Source organism: Streptomyces sp. NPDC048248 (genome assembly GCF_043201875.1).
In the GTDB taxonomy this organism is placed as follows: Bacteria; Actinomycetota; Actinomycetes; order Streptomycetales; family Streptomycetaceae; genus Streptomyces.
On the sequence record NZ_JBICZL010000014.1, the window covers coordinates 129,033 to 147,651 of the forward strand.

General features: G+C 72.0%; 15 protein-coding genes. 9 read left to right on the forward strand and 6 right to left on the reverse strand.

Going from position 1 to position 18,619, the window contains the following annotated elements:
• Nucleotides 1-53: 53 nt before the first annotated feature.
• The 4 genes from ACGFZW_RS28805 to ACGFZW_RS28820 form a co-directional block, all read right to left on the reverse strand.
• Nucleotides 54-1,067, reverse strand: a complete 1,014-nt coding sequence (locus ACGFZW_RS28805) for an ABC transporter substrate-binding protein (protein WP_393896161.1) — start codon at nt 1,065-1,067, stop codon at nt 54-56.
• Between the two features lie 82 nt (nt 1,068-1,149).
• Nucleotides 1,150-1,962, reverse strand: a complete 813-nt coding sequence (locus ACGFZW_RS28810; RefSeq protein WP_393896162.1) for an ABC transporter ATP-binding protein — start codon at nt 1,960-1,962, stop codon at nt 1,150-1,152.
• Nucleotides 1,959-3,008 carry a FecCD family ABC transporter permease gene (locus ACGFZW_RS28815; RefSeq protein ID WP_393896163.1) on the reverse strand — a complete coding sequence of 350 codons (1,050 nt, stop codon included), beginning with the start codon at nt 3,006-3,008 and terminating at the stop codon, nt 1,959-1,961. The genes ACGFZW_RS28810 and ACGFZW_RS28815 overlap by 4 nt, the downstream gene beginning before the upstream one ends.
• The gene (locus ACGFZW_RS28820) at nt 3,005-4,015 is read right to left on the reverse strand and encodes a FecCD family ABC transporter permease (protein WP_393896164.1); all 1,011 of its coding nucleotides are present in this window, start codon (nt 4,013-4,015) and stop codon (nt 3,005-3,007) included. The genes ACGFZW_RS28815 and ACGFZW_RS28820 overlap by 4 nt, the downstream gene beginning before the upstream one ends.
• 493 nt (nt 4,016-4,508) lie before the next feature.
• Here ACGFZW_RS28820 and ACGFZW_RS28825 point away from each other — a divergent pair, with 493 nt between their 5' ends.
• The 6 genes from ACGFZW_RS28825 (at nt 4,509) to ACGFZW_RS28850 (ending at nt 11,798) form a co-directional block, all read left to right on the forward strand.
• Entirely contained in the window at nt 4,509-5,675 is a 1,167-nt protein-coding gene (locus ACGFZW_RS28825; RefSeq protein ID WP_393896165.1) for an FAD-dependent oxidoreductase, read from the forward strand.
• Nucleotides 5,676-5,849: 174 nt separating this feature from the next.
• Nucleotides 5,850-6,614, forward strand: coding sequence for a VOC family protein (locus ACGFZW_RS28830; protein WP_393896166.1), 765 nt, complete (start codon nt 5,850-5,852; stop codon nt 6,612-6,614).
• Nucleotides 6,615-6,879: 265 nt separating this feature from the next.
• Nucleotides 6,880-7,293, forward strand: a complete 414-nt coding sequence (locus ACGFZW_RS28835) for an SH3 domain-containing protein (protein WP_393896167.1) — start codon at nt 6,880-6,882, stop codon at nt 7,291-7,293.
• A 263-nt stretch (nt 7,294-7,556) separates the two neighbouring features.
• On the forward strand, nt 7,557-8,351 hold the full coding sequence (locus ACGFZW_RS28840; RefSeq protein ID WP_393896168.1) for an SDR family NAD(P)-dependent oxidoreductase: 795 nt from the start codon (nt 7,557-7,559) through the stop codon (nt 8,349-8,351).
• 186 nt (nt 8,352-8,537) lie between these two features.
• Nucleotides 8,538-9,782 carry an acyl-CoA dehydrogenase family protein gene (locus tag ACGFZW_RS28845; RefSeq protein ID WP_393896169.1) on the forward strand — a complete coding sequence of 415 codons (1,245 nt, stop codon included), beginning with the start codon at nt 8,538-8,540 and terminating at the stop codon, nt 9,780-9,782.
• A 162-nt stretch (nt 9,783-9,944) separates the two neighbouring features.
• Entirely contained in the window at nt 9,945-11,798 is a 1,854-nt protein-coding gene (locus tag ACGFZW_RS28850; RefSeq protein WP_393896170.1) for a tetratricopeptide repeat protein, read from the forward strand.
• A 22-nt stretch (nt 11,799-11,820) separates the two neighbouring features.
• On the opposite strand, the gene ACGFZW_RS28855 is transcribed toward ACGFZW_RS28850, so the two are convergent.
• Nucleotides 11,821-13,128: a glycoside hydrolase family 27 protein gene (locus ACGFZW_RS28855; protein WP_393896171.1), complete on the reverse strand. Its 1,308-nt coding sequence runs from the start codon at nt 13,126-13,128 to the stop codon at nt 11,821-11,823.
• A 156-nt stretch (nt 13,129-13,284) separates the two neighbouring features.
• Between ACGFZW_RS28855 and ACGFZW_RS28860 the strand changes: the two genes are divergently transcribed.
• The gene (locus ACGFZW_RS28860; RefSeq protein ID WP_393896172.1) at nt 13,285-14,862 is read left to right on the forward strand and encodes a phytoene desaturase family protein; all 1,578 of its coding nucleotides are present in this window, start codon (nt 13,285-13,287) and stop codon (nt 14,860-14,862) included.
• A gap of 87 nt (nt 14,863-14,949) precedes the next feature.
• Here ACGFZW_RS28860 and ACGFZW_RS28865 read toward each other — a convergent pair whose 3' ends face one another.
• On the reverse strand, nt 14,950-15,498 hold the full coding sequence (locus ACGFZW_RS28865) for a DUF1062 domain-containing protein (protein ID WP_393896243.1): 549 nt from the start codon (nt 15,496-15,498) through the stop codon (nt 14,950-14,952).
• Between the two features lie 320 nt (nt 15,499-15,818).
• On the opposite strand from ACGFZW_RS28865, the gene ACGFZW_RS28870 reads away from it, so the two are divergent.
• Entirely contained in the window at nt 15,819-16,922 is a 1,104-nt protein-coding gene (locus ACGFZW_RS28870; protein WP_393896173.1) for an NAD(P)H-dependent flavin oxidoreductase, read from the forward strand.
• A 20-nt stretch (nt 16,923-16,942) separates the two neighbouring features.
• Entirely contained in the window at nt 16,943-18,502 is a 1,560-nt protein-coding gene (locus ACGFZW_RS28875) for an acyl-CoA synthetase (protein ID WP_393896174.1), read from the forward strand.
• The last annotated feature ends 117 nt before the right edge of the window (nt 18,503-18,619 follow it).

The window sequence follows — 18,619 nt, forward strand, 5'->3', positions numbered from 1 at the left end:
ACGGGAGGGGGAGCGGGGGTGGGCCGTGGGGACGGCGGCCCACCCCCGGGGGCTCAGCCCTTGGGCAGCTGCACGCCGGTGGCCTTCGCCACGTCGGCGAGCATGTGCTCGGCGGCCTGGATGCCGATGCCGGACATCCAGGTCTCGTCCGGCACGTCGAAGACCTTGTGGTCCTTGACGGCGTCCAGGTCCTTCCAGACCGGGTTGGACGTGACGTCCTTCTTCTGCGTCTTGTCGGGGTCGTCCGCGACGGTCACGAAGACCATGTCCGCCTCGGCCTTGTCGATCTCCTCCGGGCTGACGTCGAGCATCGTCTTGACCGGGTCGGTGGAGCTCTGCGACTTGGGGCGGGCCAGACCGATGTCGTTCAGGACCACGCCGCTGTAGGAGGACTTCTGGTACAGCCGCGTCGGCCCGGCCACGAAGCGCACGACCGAGGCGGACGGCATCTCGCCGTCGTACTTCTTCTTGATGGCCGCGCCCAGGGCCTTCGCGCGGGTCTCGTACGCCTTGAGCTTGCGGTCGGCTTCCTTCTCCAGGCCCAGCGCCTTGGCGTGCACCTTCAGGTTGGCCTTCCACGGCCCGCCGGTGGTCTCGGTGAAGACGGTCGGCGCGATGGCCTTGAGCTTGTCGTAGATCTTCTCGTGCCGGACCTTGGAGGACAGGATCAGGTCGGGCTTGAGGGCGGCGATCTTCTCCAGGTTCGGCTCCAGCAGCGGGCCGACGTCGGTGACGCCCTTGATCTCGTCCTTGAGGTAGGCGGGGAAGCCGCCCTCGGTCTTCATGTGGGGAGAGACCGCGCCGACCGGTGTGATGCCCAGGGTGGTGACGTCGTCGAGCTCGCCGGTGTCCAGAACGACCACCCGCTTCGGCTTCGCGGGGATCTCCGCGCCGCCCATGGCGTCCTTGACGGTGCGCGGGAAGGCGCCGGAGCCGGCACCGTCCTTCGCGGCGTCGTCCGAGGACTTGGCGCCGCCGCAGGCGGCCAGCGCGGCGGTGCCCAGGACGACGGCGAGCAGCGCGGCGATCAGCCGGCCGATACCGCGGAAAGTGAATCTGCTGAACATGAGGGTGTCGGTTTCCTTAGGGGGAGCGGAGACTGACGCTCTTTCGAGCGCGGGACAGTGCTCGTGGGGGAGAGCGGGAGGGTCAGGCGGAGACGGCGGTGTGCCGCACCGCCCGGCCCTTGGGTACGACCAGCGGGGTGCCGGTCTCGGGGTCGGGGATCACCCGGCAGTCCACGTCGAACACGGACTTGACCAGCTCCGCGTCGAGCACATCCGCCGGGGCGCCGGCCGCGGCCAGCTGCCCGTCCTTGAGGACCACGAGATGATCCGCGTAGCGGGCGGCCTGCCCGAGGTCGTGCAGCACCATCACCACGGTGCGGCCCGCCTCGGCGTGCAGCGCGGCGACCAGGTCGAGGACATCGAGCTGATGCCGCAGGTCGAGGAAGGTGGTGGGCTCGTCGAGCAGGAGGAGGTCGGTGTCCTGGGCCAACGCGAGGGCGATCCAGGCGCGCTGCCGCTGGCCGCCGGAGAGCTGGTCGACGGGCTGGTCGCGCAGCACGTCGGTGCCGGTCCGCGCCAGAGCCTCCTCCACGGCCTGCTGGTCGGACGCCGACCAGGGGCTCAGCAGCCGCTGGTGCGGATAGCGGCCGAGCCGTACGAGGGCCTCGACGGTGATCGCGTCCGGCGTCACCGGCTGCTGCGGGAGCAGACCCATGCGCAGCGCGAGGGCGCGTGCCGGCATCCGGTGGATGTCCGCGCCGTCCAGCGCGACGGTGCCGGCGGACGGCGCCAGCAGCCGCGTCAGACCGCGCAGCAGGGTCGACTTGCCACAGGCATTGGGACCGACGACAGCGGTGACGGCGCCGCCGGGCAGCACCAGGTCGAGGTTTTCGACGATCAGCCGGTCGCCGTAGCGCAGGTCGAGTCCGTGCGTGGAGAGCTGGTTGACGGTCATCGGACACTCCTGTTGACGGAACTGCTCTGACGGATCATCAGGGCCAGCAGCCACGGCGCGCCCAGGGTGGCGGTGACCACCCCGACCGGCAGTCCGCTCACCGGCAGCAGATGCTGCGCCACCAGGTCGGAGGCGAGCAGCAGGATGGAGCCGGCCAGGCCGGAGAGCGCCAGGGTCCCGGCGGTCGGCGGTCCGGCGGCGAACCGCACCATGTGCGGTACGGCCAGCGCCACGAAGGCGACCGGGCCGGTGAGGGCCGCGGCCAGCGAGGCCAGGACCACGGCGGTCACCAGCACCTGGAGGCGGGCGGCGCTGGTGTGCAGGCCGAGCGCACCGGCCGAGTCGTCGCCCAGGTCCAGGACCGCCAGCCGGCGGTGCAGCAGGAAGGCGACGGCGAGGGCCAGCGCCACCGCCGTACCCGCGACCCATACCTCGGTCCAGGTCCGCCCGTAGACCGAGCCGGTCGTCCACTGGAGCGCGGAACCGGCCAGCTCGGTGGGGAAGCTGACGACCATGAAGTTCACCGCGGCGGCCAGCCCCGCCTGTACGGCGAGCCCGACGAGCACCAGCCGGGTGACGTTGACCCCGGCGCGCCAGGCGAACACCGCAAGCAAGACCGCGGCGAGCAGCCCGCCGCCGAGCGCGGCGAGCGGGATCAGCGCCTGCGAGGCCCCGGTGGCCAGCATCGCCACCGCGCCGAACGAGGCGCCGCCGGTCACGCCCATCACGTCGGGAGAGGCGAGCGGATTGCGGAACAGCCGCTGGAGGAGCGTGCCGGCCACGGCCAGGCCGATACCCGCGACGACGGCCGCGGCCATGCGCGGGGCGCGGAACTCCTGGACGATGAGCACGGTGCCTGGATCGCCCAGCCCTAGCAGGCCCTTGACCGCGTCGACCGGTGCGAGCGGCATATCGCCGTTGGCGACGGAGACCGTGATCAGGGCGAGGAGCACCACCACGCCGCCGAGGGCGAGCAGGGGCGTGCGGTGCGCGGCGGGGCGCCGCCCGGCGGACCGGGCGGCGGAGAGCTTGGTCCCCACGGTCATCGGGCCACCTTCCGGGCCAGCAGCGCCAGCAGCGGCGCGCCGAGGAAGGCGCTGATGATGCCGACCTGCAGCTCGGAGGGGCGGATGACGACCCGTCCGAGGATGTCGGCGGTGAGCAGCAGCAGCGGTCCCGCGATCAGGCAGCCGGGTACCACGATGCGGTGGTCGGAGGAGCGGAACAGCTGGCGTACGAGGTGCGGGGCCGCAAGGCCGATGAACGCCAGCGGGCCGGCCACGGCGACCGCGGATCCGGCGAGCAGCACGACGGCGAGGCCGCCGGCCGTTCTGATCCGGGCCACCGGCACGCCGAGTGCCTGCGCGGAATCGTCGCCGAGCGCCAGCGCGTTGAGCGCCGGGGTGATGGCCAGCGCGACGACCAGGCCGATCACCAGGGTCGGCAGCACGGGATAGAGCACGGAGAGGGGGCGTTCGGACAGCGAACCGGCCAGCCAGAACCTGGCCTCGTCCAGGGACCGTTTGCTGGCCAGCATCACCGTCGAGGTCCAGGAGAGCAGGACGAGTTGGAGGACGGTGCCGCCGAGTGCCAGGCGTACCGGGTCGAGGTCGCCTGCGCGCCGGGCGAGGGCCTGGGCGAACAGTGCGGCGGCCGCCGCGCCGGCGAACGCGAACCAGAGGTATTCGGCGGGGCGTGTCAGGTGCAGCGCGTAGATGGCGGTGACCACCGCGAAGCCGGCGCCCGCGTTGATGCCCAGGGTGGTCGGTGACGCGAGCGGATTGCGGGTGATGCCCTGGACGACCGCTCCGGCCACACCGAGTGCAGCGCCCACCGCGAGCGCGACGAGGGTCCGCGGCAGCCGGAGGCCCGTGACCACGATGGCGTCCCGCCCGTGGGCGGTGCCTGACAGGGCATCGATCACCGTGGACAGCGGCACGGACCGCGCGCCGAGGGCGAGGCTCAGGGCCGCGCAGACCGCGAGCGCGCAGACCCCGACCGCGAACAGCGGAATGCGCCGCAAGGTCTTCGCGGTGGTGTGCGTGCCGGGCACGGGGGGTGCTGTGGCAGCTGACTTTGTCGTGGACACGCGTCGTTACATTAGGTTAGGCATACCTAAAACTGCAAGTACAGGTGTACGGAACGGTCAACTATCCGTTTTGCCCCCTGGTGGCCGCCAAGGCCGCGGATCAGGGGTTTTGACCTCGCGTCGGCGCAGGAGCCCTCGGTGCGCCGGCGGTGAGCCACCCTCGTCCTCCCGCCTTCCCCGGCTTCGCCCTTCGAAGCCTCCGGAATGCCGATCGCTCCGCGGTCGCCTCCGACGCCTCCTCCGGGTCTGATCGAGGGGCGGCCGCGGGTGTCACCGCGGAGGTGACGCGTGTTCGGCGATACAAAAGGGGAGTCGTTGCACCATTTCGGCCTTCGTCGTGCTCGGGTGAAGGGCGGCTCGCGGCGGCGTGCCGCCCGCCCGACGGCGGCCGGGGCCGCTCGGCACGGCAGCTCGGACACGCCGACGCCCTGCCGCATTCCCACAGTTGAGGAGCGACATGAACCCCAGCACTCCCCGGATCGCGGTCATCGGTGGCGGCCTCGGCGGCCTGCTCTGCGCCCGCGTCCTCCAGCGGGAGGGCCGGCCGGTCACCGTCTTCGAGCGTGAGGAGTCCGCCGACGCCCGCCCGCATGGTGCCACGCTGGAACTGCGGGCGGCCACCGGGCGGGCAGCCCTGCTCGCGGCGGGGCTCGACGACGAATTCCGCGCCATCGCCTGCCCGGGAGGTCGGGAGACGCGGCTGTTGGACCGCACGGGGACCCTGTTGCACCGCGAGCTGCCCGACGACGGCGAGGACGAGCCGGCCGAGATCGGCCGCGCGGACCTGCGCCGTCTGCTGCTGGACTCCCTCGCCCCCGGGACCGTCCGCTGGGGCCGGTACCTGAGCACACTCCACCCGCTGGGCGAGGGCACCCACAAGGCCGTCTTCGACGGCGGTCACACCGAGACCTTCGACCTGGTCATCGGTGCCGACGGCGCCTGGTCCCGGGTGCGGCCCCTGCTGACGGACGACACCCCCCACTACTCGGGCGTCACCTTCGTGGAGGTCGGCTTCGACGACGTCGACGCCCGCCACCCGGCCGTCGCCCGGCTGGTCGGCGACGGCAGCATGCTGGCGCTGTCCGGCGCCAAGGGGCTGATCGCCCACCGCGATCACCGCGACGGACGCGACCACATCCGCGCGTACATCGCCTTCCGCGGTTCGCAGGACTGGATGCTGGATCGCGGCGTGAACGTCCACGACACCGAGGACATGCGCGCCGCGTTGCTCGAATCCTTCGCCGACTGGGACAGTGCCCTGCTCACGCTGCTGCGGGAGAACGACGGCGGATTCCTCAACCAGCCGCTGTTCGCCCTGCCGGTGCCGCACACCTGGCCGCACACCCCGGGCCTGACGCTGCTCGGGGACGCCGCGCATCTGATGACGCCGTTCTCCGGCAAGGGCGCCGATCTCGCCCTGCTCGACGGCTGGGAACTCGCTGCCTCCCTCACGCGCCATGCCGATCCGGAGGCGGCTCTGCGGGACTACGAAGCGACCATGCTGCCCCGCTCCGCCGAGGCGGCCGGAGCCGCCGCCCGGGACCTGGACAACGCCATCGCGGCCGACGCCGTCGCCGCCGACGCGCCGCATGGCACCCTGCGGCACCTCTTCCGCCGTCGCTGACCGACCGCTTCGGGTCCCTCCACCGCTGCGAGCGGCCCTCCGGTTGCGGCGCTGCTCCTCCCACCGCACGATCGGCAGCGTACGGAAACGGACTGCGGTGTACGGATGCGCGAACGCCCCGTCAGGTGAGGTGCGGGGGAAGCCGTCCGGCCGCGCGGACGGACGGATCAGACGGTGCAGATCGCTGAGCCCACTGCCGGAGCACCGTGCTGGGTCGAGCTGGGTACGACGGACCCGGACGCCGCGAAGGTGTACTACCGCGAGGTGTTCGGCTGGCGCGTGGAGACCGACCCGCGCCCGGAAGCGGGCGGCTACACGATGCTCTCCCTGGCCGGCGCGCCCGTGGCGGCGCTGACCCCGCTGTACGCGCCGGGCCGCCCCACCGCGTGGACCGTATCCTTCGCGACCCGGGACGCCGACGCGTCCGCCGCCGCGGTCACCGAGGCGGGCGGCACCCTGCTGAACGAGCCGATGGACGTCTTCGACCTGGGGCGCTTCGCCGTCCTTGCCGACCCGTCGGGTGCCGTCTTCTCTCTGTGGCAGGCCCGTTCCTTCGCCGGCGCCGCCGTGTTCGACGTACCCGGTTCGCTCGGCTGGGTCGAACTCGCCACCCCGGACCCCGAGGGCGCCCGCGTCTTCTATCCACGGGTTTTCGGCTGGACCGTCAACACCGGAGAGACGTACACGCAGTGGGGCATCGGCGGCGCCGACTTCGGCGGGATGAGCCCCCTGGACGAGCGCTACCCGAGCGATACGCCCGCGCACTGGCTGCCGTACTTCGCGGTGGCCGACGTCGACGCGACCGCCACCCGCGCCGAGGAGGCGGGCGGCACGCTCCTGGTGCCCCCGATGGACGTGCCGGGCGGTCCCCGGGTCGCCATGATCCGGGACCCCCAGGGCGGTGTCTTCGGGATCCATCGCGCCGGCGCCGAAAAGTGAGCTGTCCGCGGTGAGGGGGACCGTCGGCCCGACGCGCCGGAGCCGCGCCAAACTTGACGCCGTCGTCCGCCGCTGCGCGCGTCCCTCCGGGGCGCGACGGTCCGGCCCCCGCCGCGCGTCCCGACTTCCCGCGGTCCGGGCGTACTTGAAGCGTCACACGATCGGCTCTCCGGCCGTCGTTTCAGCTGATTTTTCGATGATTTTGCGCGTAATGTCCATCTAGCGCCCAATGGGTCGCATTGCGCGTCAAGAACAGGAGACACCTATGTCCACGACCGACACCCTCGTGGCCCGCGGCAGGACGCTCGCAGCCGGTGCGGGCGCACTGGCCACGGCTGCCGCTCTCGGTGCCACGCTGCTCGCCGCGGCGCCGGCCCAGGCCGCTCCCGCGAAGCCGTACGGCACCGTCACCGCGAAGTCCGGCCTCAACGAGCGTCAGTACCCCAGCACGGACTCCTCCGTTAAGGGCTTCCTCCACTACCGCGCGCAGGTCGGCCTGGTCTGCAAGGTCCGCGCCCAGAACATCGCGGGCAACGACGTCTGGTACCTGGTCCGCGGCCCCCACGCGAACTGGATCGCGGCGAAGTACGTGACCAACACCGGCTACGTCAAGTACTGCAAGGACGCCATGCCCAGCCGGCTGCTGCCCGACGCTGCCGCGAAGAACGCCAAGGGCTGACCCCCGCCCGACCGCGGCCACCGGAGCCGCGGGTCCCCGTGATGTACGCAAGGCCCGGCTGGGCACCTCGGGAACGCTCCGGGTGCCGAGTCGGGCTTCGGTGCCTACGCCCCGGCGGTCGCGGTGAAGGGGGGTCTGCGGCACGGGCGAACCGGCGCCGGGAAAGGGGCGCGCCGAGGGAGGTCCCGATCTCTCGCTCCCCTCGGTGGCCCGTGCAAGGGTGAGCCAGGATCAGCGGACCGCGCGAGGAAGGACGGAAAGCCGTGCAGATCGATCTCGCCGACAAGACCGCTCTGGTGACCGGTTCGACGCAAGGCATCGGGCTGGCCATCGCCACCGGCCTGGCCCGCGCCGGGGCACGGGTCGCGGTGAACGGCCGCAGCGAGCGGTCCGTGGACGCCGCGCTGGAGGGGCTGCGTGGGGAGGTGCCGCACGCGGAATTCGTCGCCGCGCCGGGCGACATCGCGACCGACGGCGGATTCCAGCAGGTGCTCGACGCCGTGCCGCAGGTCGACATCCTCGTCAACAACCTGGGCATCTTCGGTGCCCGGCCCGCCCTGGAGATCGACGACGCCGAGTGGCGGCAGTACTTCGAGACCAACGTGCTGACCGCGGTCCGGATGATCCGCGCCTACCTCCCCGGGATGATGGTCCGCGGCTGGGGGCGCATCCAGAACATCGCCAGCGACTCCGCCGTGGTGATCCCCGCGGAGATGATCCAGTACGGCATGTCCAAGACGGCGCTGCTTGCGGTCTCCCGGGGCTTCGCCAAGGAGGCCGCGGGAACCGGGGTGTGCGTGAACTCCGTCATCGCCGGCCCGACCCACACCGGAGGGGTCGAGGATTTCGTGTACGACCTCGTCGGCCGGGACGTCTCCTGGCACGAGGCGCAGCGCACCTTCATGCGTGAGCACCGGCCGCAGTCGCTGCTCCAGCGGCTGATCGAGCCGGAGGAGATCGCGCACATGGTGGTCTATCTCAGCTCCCCGTTCGCCTCGGCGACCACCGGGGCGGCGGTCCGCGTCGACGGCGGCTACGTCGACTCGATCGTCCCCTGAGACGGACGGGCCCCTCCCCGCCGGGCCGGGCACCGTCACGGGCGTGCGTGCCACCGCGGGCCGCCGCCCGCGCCCTTCCGTATTTCTGGAACGCGTTCTACTGTGCCCTCGATCCGGTATCCGACGGGCCGTCAGGAGCCCGGTGGCCGCCGGGCCGGATGACGGACCGGACGAACTGGAGGGGCCGTGCACCTCGAATACACCCCCGAGCAGCAGCACCTGCGCGCCGAGCTGCGGACGTACTTCGCCGACCTGGTGCCCGACAACGCCTACGCCCGCTCCCGAGGCGCCCAGGACCCGCAGGACGCTCCCGCCGAAGCCGGCCGCACCGCCGCGGCCGCGCAGAAGCGCTTCTACCGTGAGACCGTGCGCCGGCTGGGCGCGGACGGCTGGCTCGGCATCGGCTGGCCCAAGGAGTTCGGCGGGCGCGGCATGAGCCCGATGGAGCAGTTCATCTTCTTCGACGAGGCCGCGCAGGCGGGCGTGCCGCTGCCGCTGATGGCCCTGAACACCGTCGGCCCGACGATCATGCAGTACGGCACCGACGAGCAGAAGGCGTACTTCCTGCCCAGGATCCTCTCCGGTGAGATCGACTTCGCCATCGGCTACAGCGAACCGGATGCCGGCACCGACCTCGCCGCCCTCAGGACCCGCGCGGTACGCGAGGGGGACGAGGAGACCGGCCACTACGTCGTCAACGGGCAGAAGATCTGGACCACCAACGGCGATACCGCCGACTGGGTGTGGCTCGCGGTCCGCACCACCGCCGTGGAACCGGGGACCCCGCCCCACAAGGGCATCACCATGCTCCTCGTACCGACCTCGGACCCCGGCTACTCCTGCACGGTGATCAACACGCTCGCCTCGCACGACACCACCGCCAGCTACTACGAGAACGTCGTGGTCCCCGCCGCCCGCCGGGTCGGCCCGGAGAACAAGGGCTGGCGGATCATCACCAACCAGCTCAACCACGAGCGGGTCACCCTGGCCGCCCACGGCACCATGGCCATCCGGGCGCTGCACGACGTCCAGCGCTGGGCCGCCGACACCGAGCTCACCGACGGACGGCGGGTCATCGACCTCGGATGGGTACGCGGGCGGCTGGCCCGTACGCACACCCGCCTGGACGCCATGAAGCTGCTGAACTGGCAGATGGTCGACGCCCTCCAGCAGGGCACCCTCACCCCACAGGACGCCTCCGCGGTCAAGGTCTACGGCTCCGAGGCCCGCCGGGACGCATACGCCTGGCTGATGGAGATCGTCGGAGCCGCCGGGCCGCTCAAGGAGGGCTCGGCGGGCGCCGTCCTCCACGGAGAACTCGAACGCGGCTACCGCTCGGCGGTCATCTTCACCTTCGGCGGCGGCAACAACGAGATCCAGCGCGAGATCATCTCGTGGATCGGCCTGGGGATGCCCCGAGTACGGCGCTGACCCCGCGACGCGGCACCCGCCGCGCCGGGCGCCGTCGGGCGACGCGCACCCGGTGGCCGCCCAGCGCCCTACAAGCTGCGCCGTTCCGCCGCCATACTGGACCGGCAGGACACGCAGGGGGAGCTGCGCGACGGAACGCGGGGACGGGGGCGGGGCTGCGCGATGGCGGAAAGCAGGCTGATCCAGGGGCGCTACCGGCTGATCGAGACGATCGGGCGCGGGGGCATGGGCGAGGTCTGGCGGGCCCGCGACGAGTCGCTGGGCCGCCAGGTGGCCGTGAAATGCCTCAAGCCGATGGGGCCGCGCCACGAACCGAACTTCCTTCAGGTGCTGCGCGAGCGCTTCCGGCGCGAGGCGAGGGTGGCGGCGGCCCTGCAGCACCGCGGGATCACCGTCGTGCACGACTTCGGGGAGGACGACGGCACCCTCTTCCTCGTCATGGAACTGCTCAACGGCCGCAATCTCAGCCAGCTGCTGGACGACAACCGGCGCCAGCCGCTGCCGGTCGCGGACGTCATCGAGATCGCGGAGCAGCTCACCGCGGCACTCGCCTACACCCATGAACAAGAGGTCGTGCACCGCGACCTGAAGCCGGCGAACATCGTGCGGATCGCCGACGGCACGGTCAAGATCTGCGACTTCGGCATCGCCCGCCTGGGCCACGACATCGGCTTCACCGCCCGGCTGACCGGCACCGGCATCGCCATGGGGACCCCGCACTACATGTCGCCCGAGCAGATCGGCGCCGGCACCGTCGACCACCGCAGCGACCTGTACTCGCTGGGCTGTGTGCTGTACGAGATCGCCACGGGCGCGCCGCCGTTCGACGTCGGTGACGCCTGGGCCGTGCTCATCGGCCACCGCGACACCACTCCGGAGCCGCTGCGCGCGCGGCGGTCGGACCTGCCGGAGGCCTACGACCACATCGTCCTCGACCTGCTCGCCAAGGACCCGGACGACCGGCCGCGGGACGCCGACGAACTGGGCAAACGCCTCGCCGACGCCCGCCGTTGCGACACCGCTCGCAGCTCAGGTGGGGCGGACGCCCACGTGACGGCGCCGACCCTGCTGCTGCCCTACTGGACCCGGGGGATGACGACGGGCTCCCCCGCGAGCAGCGCCCGGCCGCCCCTGCAGAATCCGCCGGGCCGCGCCACGGCGGCCCTCGCCCTCGCCTGGACCACCGGCGCCGGCCCGCTGCTCGAAGTGACGCCCCCGGCCGCCCCGGGCCCCCACCCCGGGCGGCCCGTCCACCGGCTCACCGCCCTCGCCGAGCGGCACGGTGCCGGGCTGGAGCTGGGCCGGGACGGCCGCTGGGCCGAGGCGGGCGAGGTGCACCACGCGGTCGCCGCCGAACGCGAGCAGCTTCTCGGCCCCGACCACCCCGACACCCTCACCAGCCGCTTCGAGGCGGCCCGCGCCCTTGGCCGTACGGGACGCCCTGACGCGGCCTTGAGCGCCTTCGAGCAGGTCGCCGCCGTCCGTACGCGCACTCTGGGGGCCGACCATCCCGACACCCTCGCCGCCCGGCACGAGCTCGGTATCGGCCTCGGCAGGCTGGGCCGGGGCACGGAGGCGCTGACCGTCTACCGCGATCTGGTGGCCGCCAGGACCCGTGTCCACGGCCCGCTCGACGCCGAGACGCTGCGTGCCCGGCACGGGCTGGGCGTCAACCTCGGGCGGCTGGGCCGCTGGGAGGAGGCGCTCGTGCAAGCCCGCGAGGTGGCGGCGGCACGCGATCGGGTGCTGGGCGCCGACCACCCCGACACCCTGGTCAGCCGCAGGGAGGTCGCCGTGGCACTCGGCTGGCTCGGCCGCTGGGGCGAGGCGCTCGGAACGTACCGTCAGGTCGCCGACGCCCGGGATCGGGTCCTGGGCGTCGCGCATCCCGAGGCGCTCGCCAGCCACGAGGACGAAGCCCGGTGCCTTGACCGGCTGGGACGGACCGACGAGGCGGCGGCCCGCCGCCGCCGGATCGCGCAGCTGCGCCAGGCGCAGTCCCCGGGCCGGCGGTAGCGGACTTCACCGGCCCGGCGGGTCAGCGCGCGGTGACCCGGTAGAGGACGGTGGCGTGCGGCGGGACGTTCTTCGCGGCGATCTCCCCGCCGCTGTTCGTGATGCGGCCGCTGTGCAGCTCCCGCAGCCGGTAGGAGCCGGCGTCCGGCAGGCCCGCGTCCTTGGCCGTGGTGGACAGCGTGCGCGGCGTGTTGCCCGAGTTGAACAGGGCAACCGCCCGGTCGCCGTTGTGCAGCGGCTTGCTGAGCACCGCCATCCCCGTCTCCTGCCGCACGACCTTCCCCTGGACGCCCAGCGGGTCCTGATCGACGGCGATGACCTCCTTGTTCCCGAGCACCTCCAGGGCAGTCTGCGAGAGCTTGGTCAGATCCGTGCTGGAGATCAGCGGCGCGGCCATCATCGCCCACAGGGCCATCTGGCTGCGCATCTCGTCCGCGGTCAGCCCCGAGTCCCCGGCGAGGAGGAAGTCGGGGTCGTTCCAGCGGCCGGGGCGCTGGAGGTCGGCGAGGCCCGAGTTGTAGGTGAAGTTGTAGAGGATGGAGGACCACTTCTGGGCCGGCGACTGCTTCTCCAGTGCGACGTCCCGGCCGCCCCGCCACAGGTTGCCGACATCGGCGGACCAGCCGATCACCCGGTGCCACAGGGGCCGGCCGTCGAACTGGAAGTAGGCGGGCGCCGACACCGAGAAGGTCATCGGGCGGCCGGTGGCCGCGAGCGCCCGGCTCATCTGCCCGTACAGGTCGCGGTAGGTCTGCTCCTTGGTGCTCCCCGGGGCGGTGGGCACATTGCAGCCGTCGGCCTTGACGTAGTCGACCTTCCAGCTCGCGAACAGCTCGGCGTCCTGCTGGAAGTGGCCCATGCTGCCCGGGTACTTCTCGCAGGTGAGGGTGCCCACGTCCGCGTAGATCCCGAACTTCAGCCCCATCGCGTGCAGTTGCCGGCCGAGGTGGGCCATGCCGTGCGGGAACCTCGCCGGATCCGCGCGCAGCTCCCCCGCGGGGCCGCGCTGCTTCGCCATCCAGCAGTCGTCGACGGTGACGGTGTCGTACCCCTTGCGCGCGAGGTCCGTACGCACCAGGGCCCGCGCGTTGTCGAGGATGACCTTCTCGTTGATGTCGCACATGTAGTACGACCAGTTGTTCCAGCCCATCGGGGGCGTCGGGGCAAGGTGGGGATACGGCTCAGCGGCGCGGGGGGCGAGGGACGCACGGACCGGGTCGGGGGCCGCGGATGCCGGGCCGGTGGCCGCGACCAGCCCCACGGAACAGGCGGCGAAGGCGGTCAGTCCGGCGACGGTACGGCCGGTTCGGGAAGCCGAGGGGGGGAACACGGGTCACCTCACGAGTGGGCGGAGCAGCGCAGGGAGCGGGGCAACGGCCGGACGCTAGGAGCCGCCCGATGCCCGGTCAAGAAGCCCCACCGGCCGGGCCGGAGGATTCAGCCGCCTGCACCTGGCGACGGAGATCACCACGTGCTACGAAGAGGCATGCCGGAACGGACTTCGTATGACGCGGTCATCGTCGGTGGCGGCCACAACGGGCTGGTCGCCGCCGCCTACCTCGCACGCGCCGGGCGCAGCGTGCTCGTGCTGGAGAGGCTGGACCACACCGGGGGTGCCGCGGTGTCGACGAGGGCGTTCGCCGGTCTCGACGCCCGGCTGTCCCGCTACTCCTACCTCGTCAGCCTGCTGCCGCCGAAGATCGTGCGGGACCTCGGGCTGAACTTCGCGGTCCGAAAGCGCACCGTCTCCTCCTACACCCCCGTCGAACGCGACGGCCGCCCCACCGGGCTGCTGGTGGGCGGCGGCCAGGACCGCACCCGCCGGGCGTTCGCCGAACTCACCGGCTCGGACCGGGAGTTCGCTGCCTGGGAGCGCTTCTACGGCAGCACCCAGCGCCTCGCGGAGCGGGTCTTCCCCACACTCACCGAGCCGCTGCCGACCCGTGAAGCGCTGCGCGCCCGGATCGATGACGAGGCCCTCTGGGAGGCGCTGTTCGAACGCCCCCTGGGCGAGGCGGTCGAGGCGGCCTTCACCGACGACCTGGTGCGGGGGGTGGTGCTCACCGACGCCCTCATCGGCACCTTCGCCGCCGCCCACGACCCGTCGCTGCGGCAGAACCGCTGCTTCCTCTACCACGTCATCGGCGGCGGCACCGGCGACTGGGACGTCCCGATCGGCGGCATGGGCGCACTCACCGACGCGCTTGCCGGGGCCGCCCGCCGGGCCGGTGCGGAGATCGTCACCGACTGCGCGGTGACCGGCATCGCGACGGACGGCCGTACCGCGGAGGTGACCTGCGAACAGGGCACTTTCGGCGCGCGCCGCGTGCTGGTCAACGCCGCCCCACGGGAGCTGGCGCGGCTGCTGGGCGAGGAGCCGCCACCGGCCGCGGAGGGCGCCCAGCTGAAGGTGAACATGCTGCTCACCCGCCTGCCGCGGCTGCGCGATACGCAGGTGGATCCGCGGGAGGCGTTCTCCGGGACATTCCATGTGGCCGAGGGATACGGGCAGTTGGAGACGGCCTATCAGCAGGCCGCGGCCGGTGAGCTGCCCGCCGCGCCGCCGTCCGAGATCTACTGCCATTCCCTGACCGACCCTTCGATCCTGGGTGCTGACCTGGTCAGGGAGGGCTGGCAGACGCTCACGCTCTTCGGGCTGCACACCCCGGCGAGCCTGTTCGCGGCCGACACCGCCGACGATCCCGCCACCCGCGAGCGGCTGCTGGCCGCCACGCTCGGGCAGCTGGACGCCCACCTCGCCGAGCCGCTCACCGACTGCCTGGCGTACGACGCCGACGGCCGGCCGTGCATCGAGGCGCGCAGCCCGGTGGATCTGGACCGGGAGCTGGGGCTGCCGGGCGGCAACATCTTCCACCGCGAGCTGGCCTTCCCGTACGCGGAGCCCGACGGCACGGCGGACTCGGCGGCGACCGCGCCGGGCCGCTGGGGTGTGGCCACCTCGCACGCCAATGTGCTGCTGTGCGGTGCGGGCGCGGTGCGCGGCGGGGGAGTGAGCGGGATCCCGGGGCACAACGCGGCGATGGCGGTACTGGAAGAGGGCTGACGGCGGACCGGGCACGGCGGGTGGCGCCTTCCCGCAGGGGCCTGTCCGGCGGATCCCGCCGGACAGGCCCTTGGTCCCTGAGAGGGCTCAGCGCCTGAGAGTGAAGGTGAAGTCGCCGGAGAGCTTGCCGCTCAGCCGGGCTGCCGAAACGAGCTTCCCGTCCGCGATCAGCTTCTCGACCCCGGACCGCGAAAGACCGCAGCCTTCAGCGATCAGCCGCACCGGCCGAACCGGGATCCGCGCCGCGAAGCGGACCGAGACGTCGATCACCTCGCGGTCCGGGTGGTCCGAGCCGCCGGTGTCGAGACGCCAGGCGTCGTCCCAGTCGAGGGCGACGCGACTGCGGCGCCGAACGACCGGATCCTGGAGCAACTCAGCGGCCAGGCCGGGGTCGTTGTCATGCATCCGGTCCAGCATCTGAGGTCGTACGGATCGTACGTTCGTCCTCTCGAAGACCGTGAGCTTCGCGGTTTCCCCGCAAGCGGTACACAGCACGAGGAGCCAGGCGTCGAGGAGCTTGTGGTTCGCGTTGATGCGAAACTTGCCGTTCGCCCGGAAGCGCTCGGACGCGCACGCGTGACAACGACGGAGAACGGTCGGCAGGCAGGTGGGCACGACCACCCAGTTTTCGAGCACAGAAGTACACCTGTTCAGTGAGAAATCCGCAGCAAAAAGGAGCGCGGCGCACAGGCGCGACGCGCGACGATTCATCGCTCGGGGGGTCTCACAGGGTGTACAACGGCATGTCCTTGCCTCGACGACTTGGGTCGGCAGCACGATAAGGCAGCACAGTGGCGCCGATCCACCGGTTTTCGCGCGCTTCACCGCAAGGTTTCCTCCGGCGGGCTGCCGCCACAGGCGCGGACCTGACGCCTCTTGCCCGATGCAGCATCATTATCTGACGCCGCATCAGAAAATCTCTTCCCTCGTCCGGCTCGCTGCGGCATCCTTCGCCCATGCAGACGGAGTTGAGCAACGCACTGGGAGTCGAGCACGCCGTCTTCGGGTTCACCCCCTTCCCCGCGGTCGCCGCGGCCATCACCCGGGCCGGCGGATTCGGGGTGCTCGGCGCGGTCCGCTACACCGCCCCCGACGAACTGGCGCGCGACCTGGACTGGATGCAGGAGCACACCGAAGGGCTGCCCTACGGCCTGGATGTGGTGATGCCCGCCAAGAAGGTGGAGGGAGTGAGCGAGGCCGACGTCGAGGCGATGATCCCCGAGGGGCACCGCCGATTCGTCACGGACATCCTCGCCGAGCACCAGGTGCCCCGGCTCGCCGAGGGCGAGGCCTCCGGCTGGCGGATCACCGGCTGGATGGAGCAGGTCGCCCGCAATCAGCTCGATGTGGCCTTCGACTATCCGATCAAACTGCTCGCCAACGCCCTCGGCTCGCCCCCCGCCGACGTCATCCGCCGCGCCCACGACCACGACGTCCTCGTCGCGGCACTGGCCGGAAGCCCCCGCCATGCCCTGCACCACAAGGCCGCCGGCATCGACATCGTCGTCGCGCAGGGCTACGAGGCCGGCGGGCACACCGGCGAGATCGCCACCATGGTCCTCACCCCCGAAGTGGTGGCCGCCGTCGACCCGTTGCCGGTGCTCGCCGCCGGCGGCATCGGCACCGGGGAGCAGATCGCCGCGGGACTCGCCCTCGGCGCGCAGGGCGTCTGGCTCGGTTCCCTGTGGCTGACCACCGAGGAAGCCGAGCTGCACTCCCGGCGGCTGACCGCGAAGCTGCTCGCCGCCGGAGCCGGCGACACCGTCCGCTCCCGCGCCCTGACCGGCAAACCCGCGCGTCAGCTGCGCACCGAATGGACCGACGCCTGGGACGACCCGGCGGGCCCGGGGCCGCTCCCGATGCCGCTGCAGGGGCTGCTGGTCGCCGAGGCCAACAGCCGTATCCAGAAGCACGAGGTCGAGCCGTTGCTCGGTACGCCGGTCGGTCAGATCGTCGGCCGGATGAACAGCGAACGCAGCGTGCAGGCCGTCTTCGACGACCTCACCCGCGGCTTCGAGCGGGCCATCGACCGCATCAACCGCATCGCAGGACGCGCCTGATCCCGAGGAGGACAGCGGACATGACCAACGACTCCCCACCGCCCAACGGCTTCTGGGCGCAGGCCGCCGCCGACCCGGACCGCTCCGTCCTGGTCACCCAGGAAGGCGAGGAGTGGACCGCCGGCCGGCTGCACGCCGCGAGCAACCAACTGGTCCACGGGCTCCGCGCGGCGGGTCTTGCGCGTGGCGACGCCTTCGCCGTGGTGCTGCCCAACGGCGTGGAGTTCCTCACCGCCTACCTCGCCGCATCCCAGGCCGGTTTCTACCTCGTGCCGGTCAACCACCACCTGGTCGGCCCGGAGATCGCCTGGATCGTCGCCGACTCCGGCGCGAAGGTGCTGATCACCCACGAGCGGTTCGCCGACGAGGCCCGGAGCGCCGCGGACGAGGCGAAGCTTCCCGCCACGCACCGCTACGCCGTCGGTGCCGTCGAGGGGTTCCGCCCCTACGCCCAACTCCTGGACGGCAACAGCGGATCCGCGCCGTCCGAGCGCACTCTCGGCTGGGTCATGAACTACACCTCGGGCACCACGGGACGGCCACGCGGAATCCGCCGGCCGCTGCCCGGCAAGCCCCCCGAGGAGACCTACCTGGGCGGCTTCCTCGGCATTTTCGGGATCAAGCCGTTCGACGACAACGTCCACCTGGTCTGCTCACCGCTCTACCACACCGCCGTGCTGCAATTCGCCGGTGCGTCCCTGCACATCGGACACCGCCTGGTGCTGATGGACAAGTGGGTGCCCCAGGACATGCTGGCCCTGATCGACGCGCACCGCTGCACCCACACCCACATGGTGCCGACCCAGTTCCACCGGCTGCTCGCGCTGCCCGAGCGCACGCGCGCGGCCTACGACGTGAGCTCGATGCGGCACGCCATCCACGGCGCCGCCCCCTGCACCGACCACGTCAAGCGCGCGATGATCGACTGGTGGGGCGGCTGCGTCGAGGAGTACTACGCCGCGAGCGAGGGCGGCGGCGCGTTCGCCACCGCTGCGGACTGGCTCAAGAAGCCCGGCACGGTCGGCAAGGCGTGGCCGATCAGTGAACTGGCCGTCTTCGACGACGACGGCAACCGGCTGCCCGCGGGTCAACTCGGCACCGTCTACATGAAGATGTCCACCGGTGGCTTCCAGTACCACAAGGACGAGTCGAAGACCGCGAAGAACCGGATCGGCGACTTCTTCACCGTCGGTGACCTCGGTCTTCTCGACGAGGACGGCTATCTCTTCCTGCGCGACCGCAAGATCGACATGATCATCTCGGGCGGGGTCAACATCTACCCCGCAGAGATCGAGTCCGCGCTGCTCGGCCACCCCGCCGTGGCCGACGCCGCCGCCTTCGGCATCCCGCACGACGACTGGGGCGAGGAGGTCAAGGCCGTCGTGGAGCCGGCCGAGGGGCATCGGGCGGGGCCCGAGCTGGCCGCGGAGATCCTCGCGCACTGCGCACGGCATCTCGCCGCCTACAAGCGGCCCAAGTCAGTCGACTTCCTCGACGCCATGCCGCGTGACCCCAACGGCAAGCTCTACAAACGGCGGCTGCGCGAGCCGTACTGGGCCGGGCGGGACCGCGCCGTATAGCGGGATCGGGGAGGGGGGGGGGGGGCCCCCCCCCCCGCCCCCCCCCCCCCCCCCCCCCCCCCGCGGCCGGGGGGCGCCCCCGCCCCCCCCCCCCCACCCCCCGCAGCCAGAGACGCA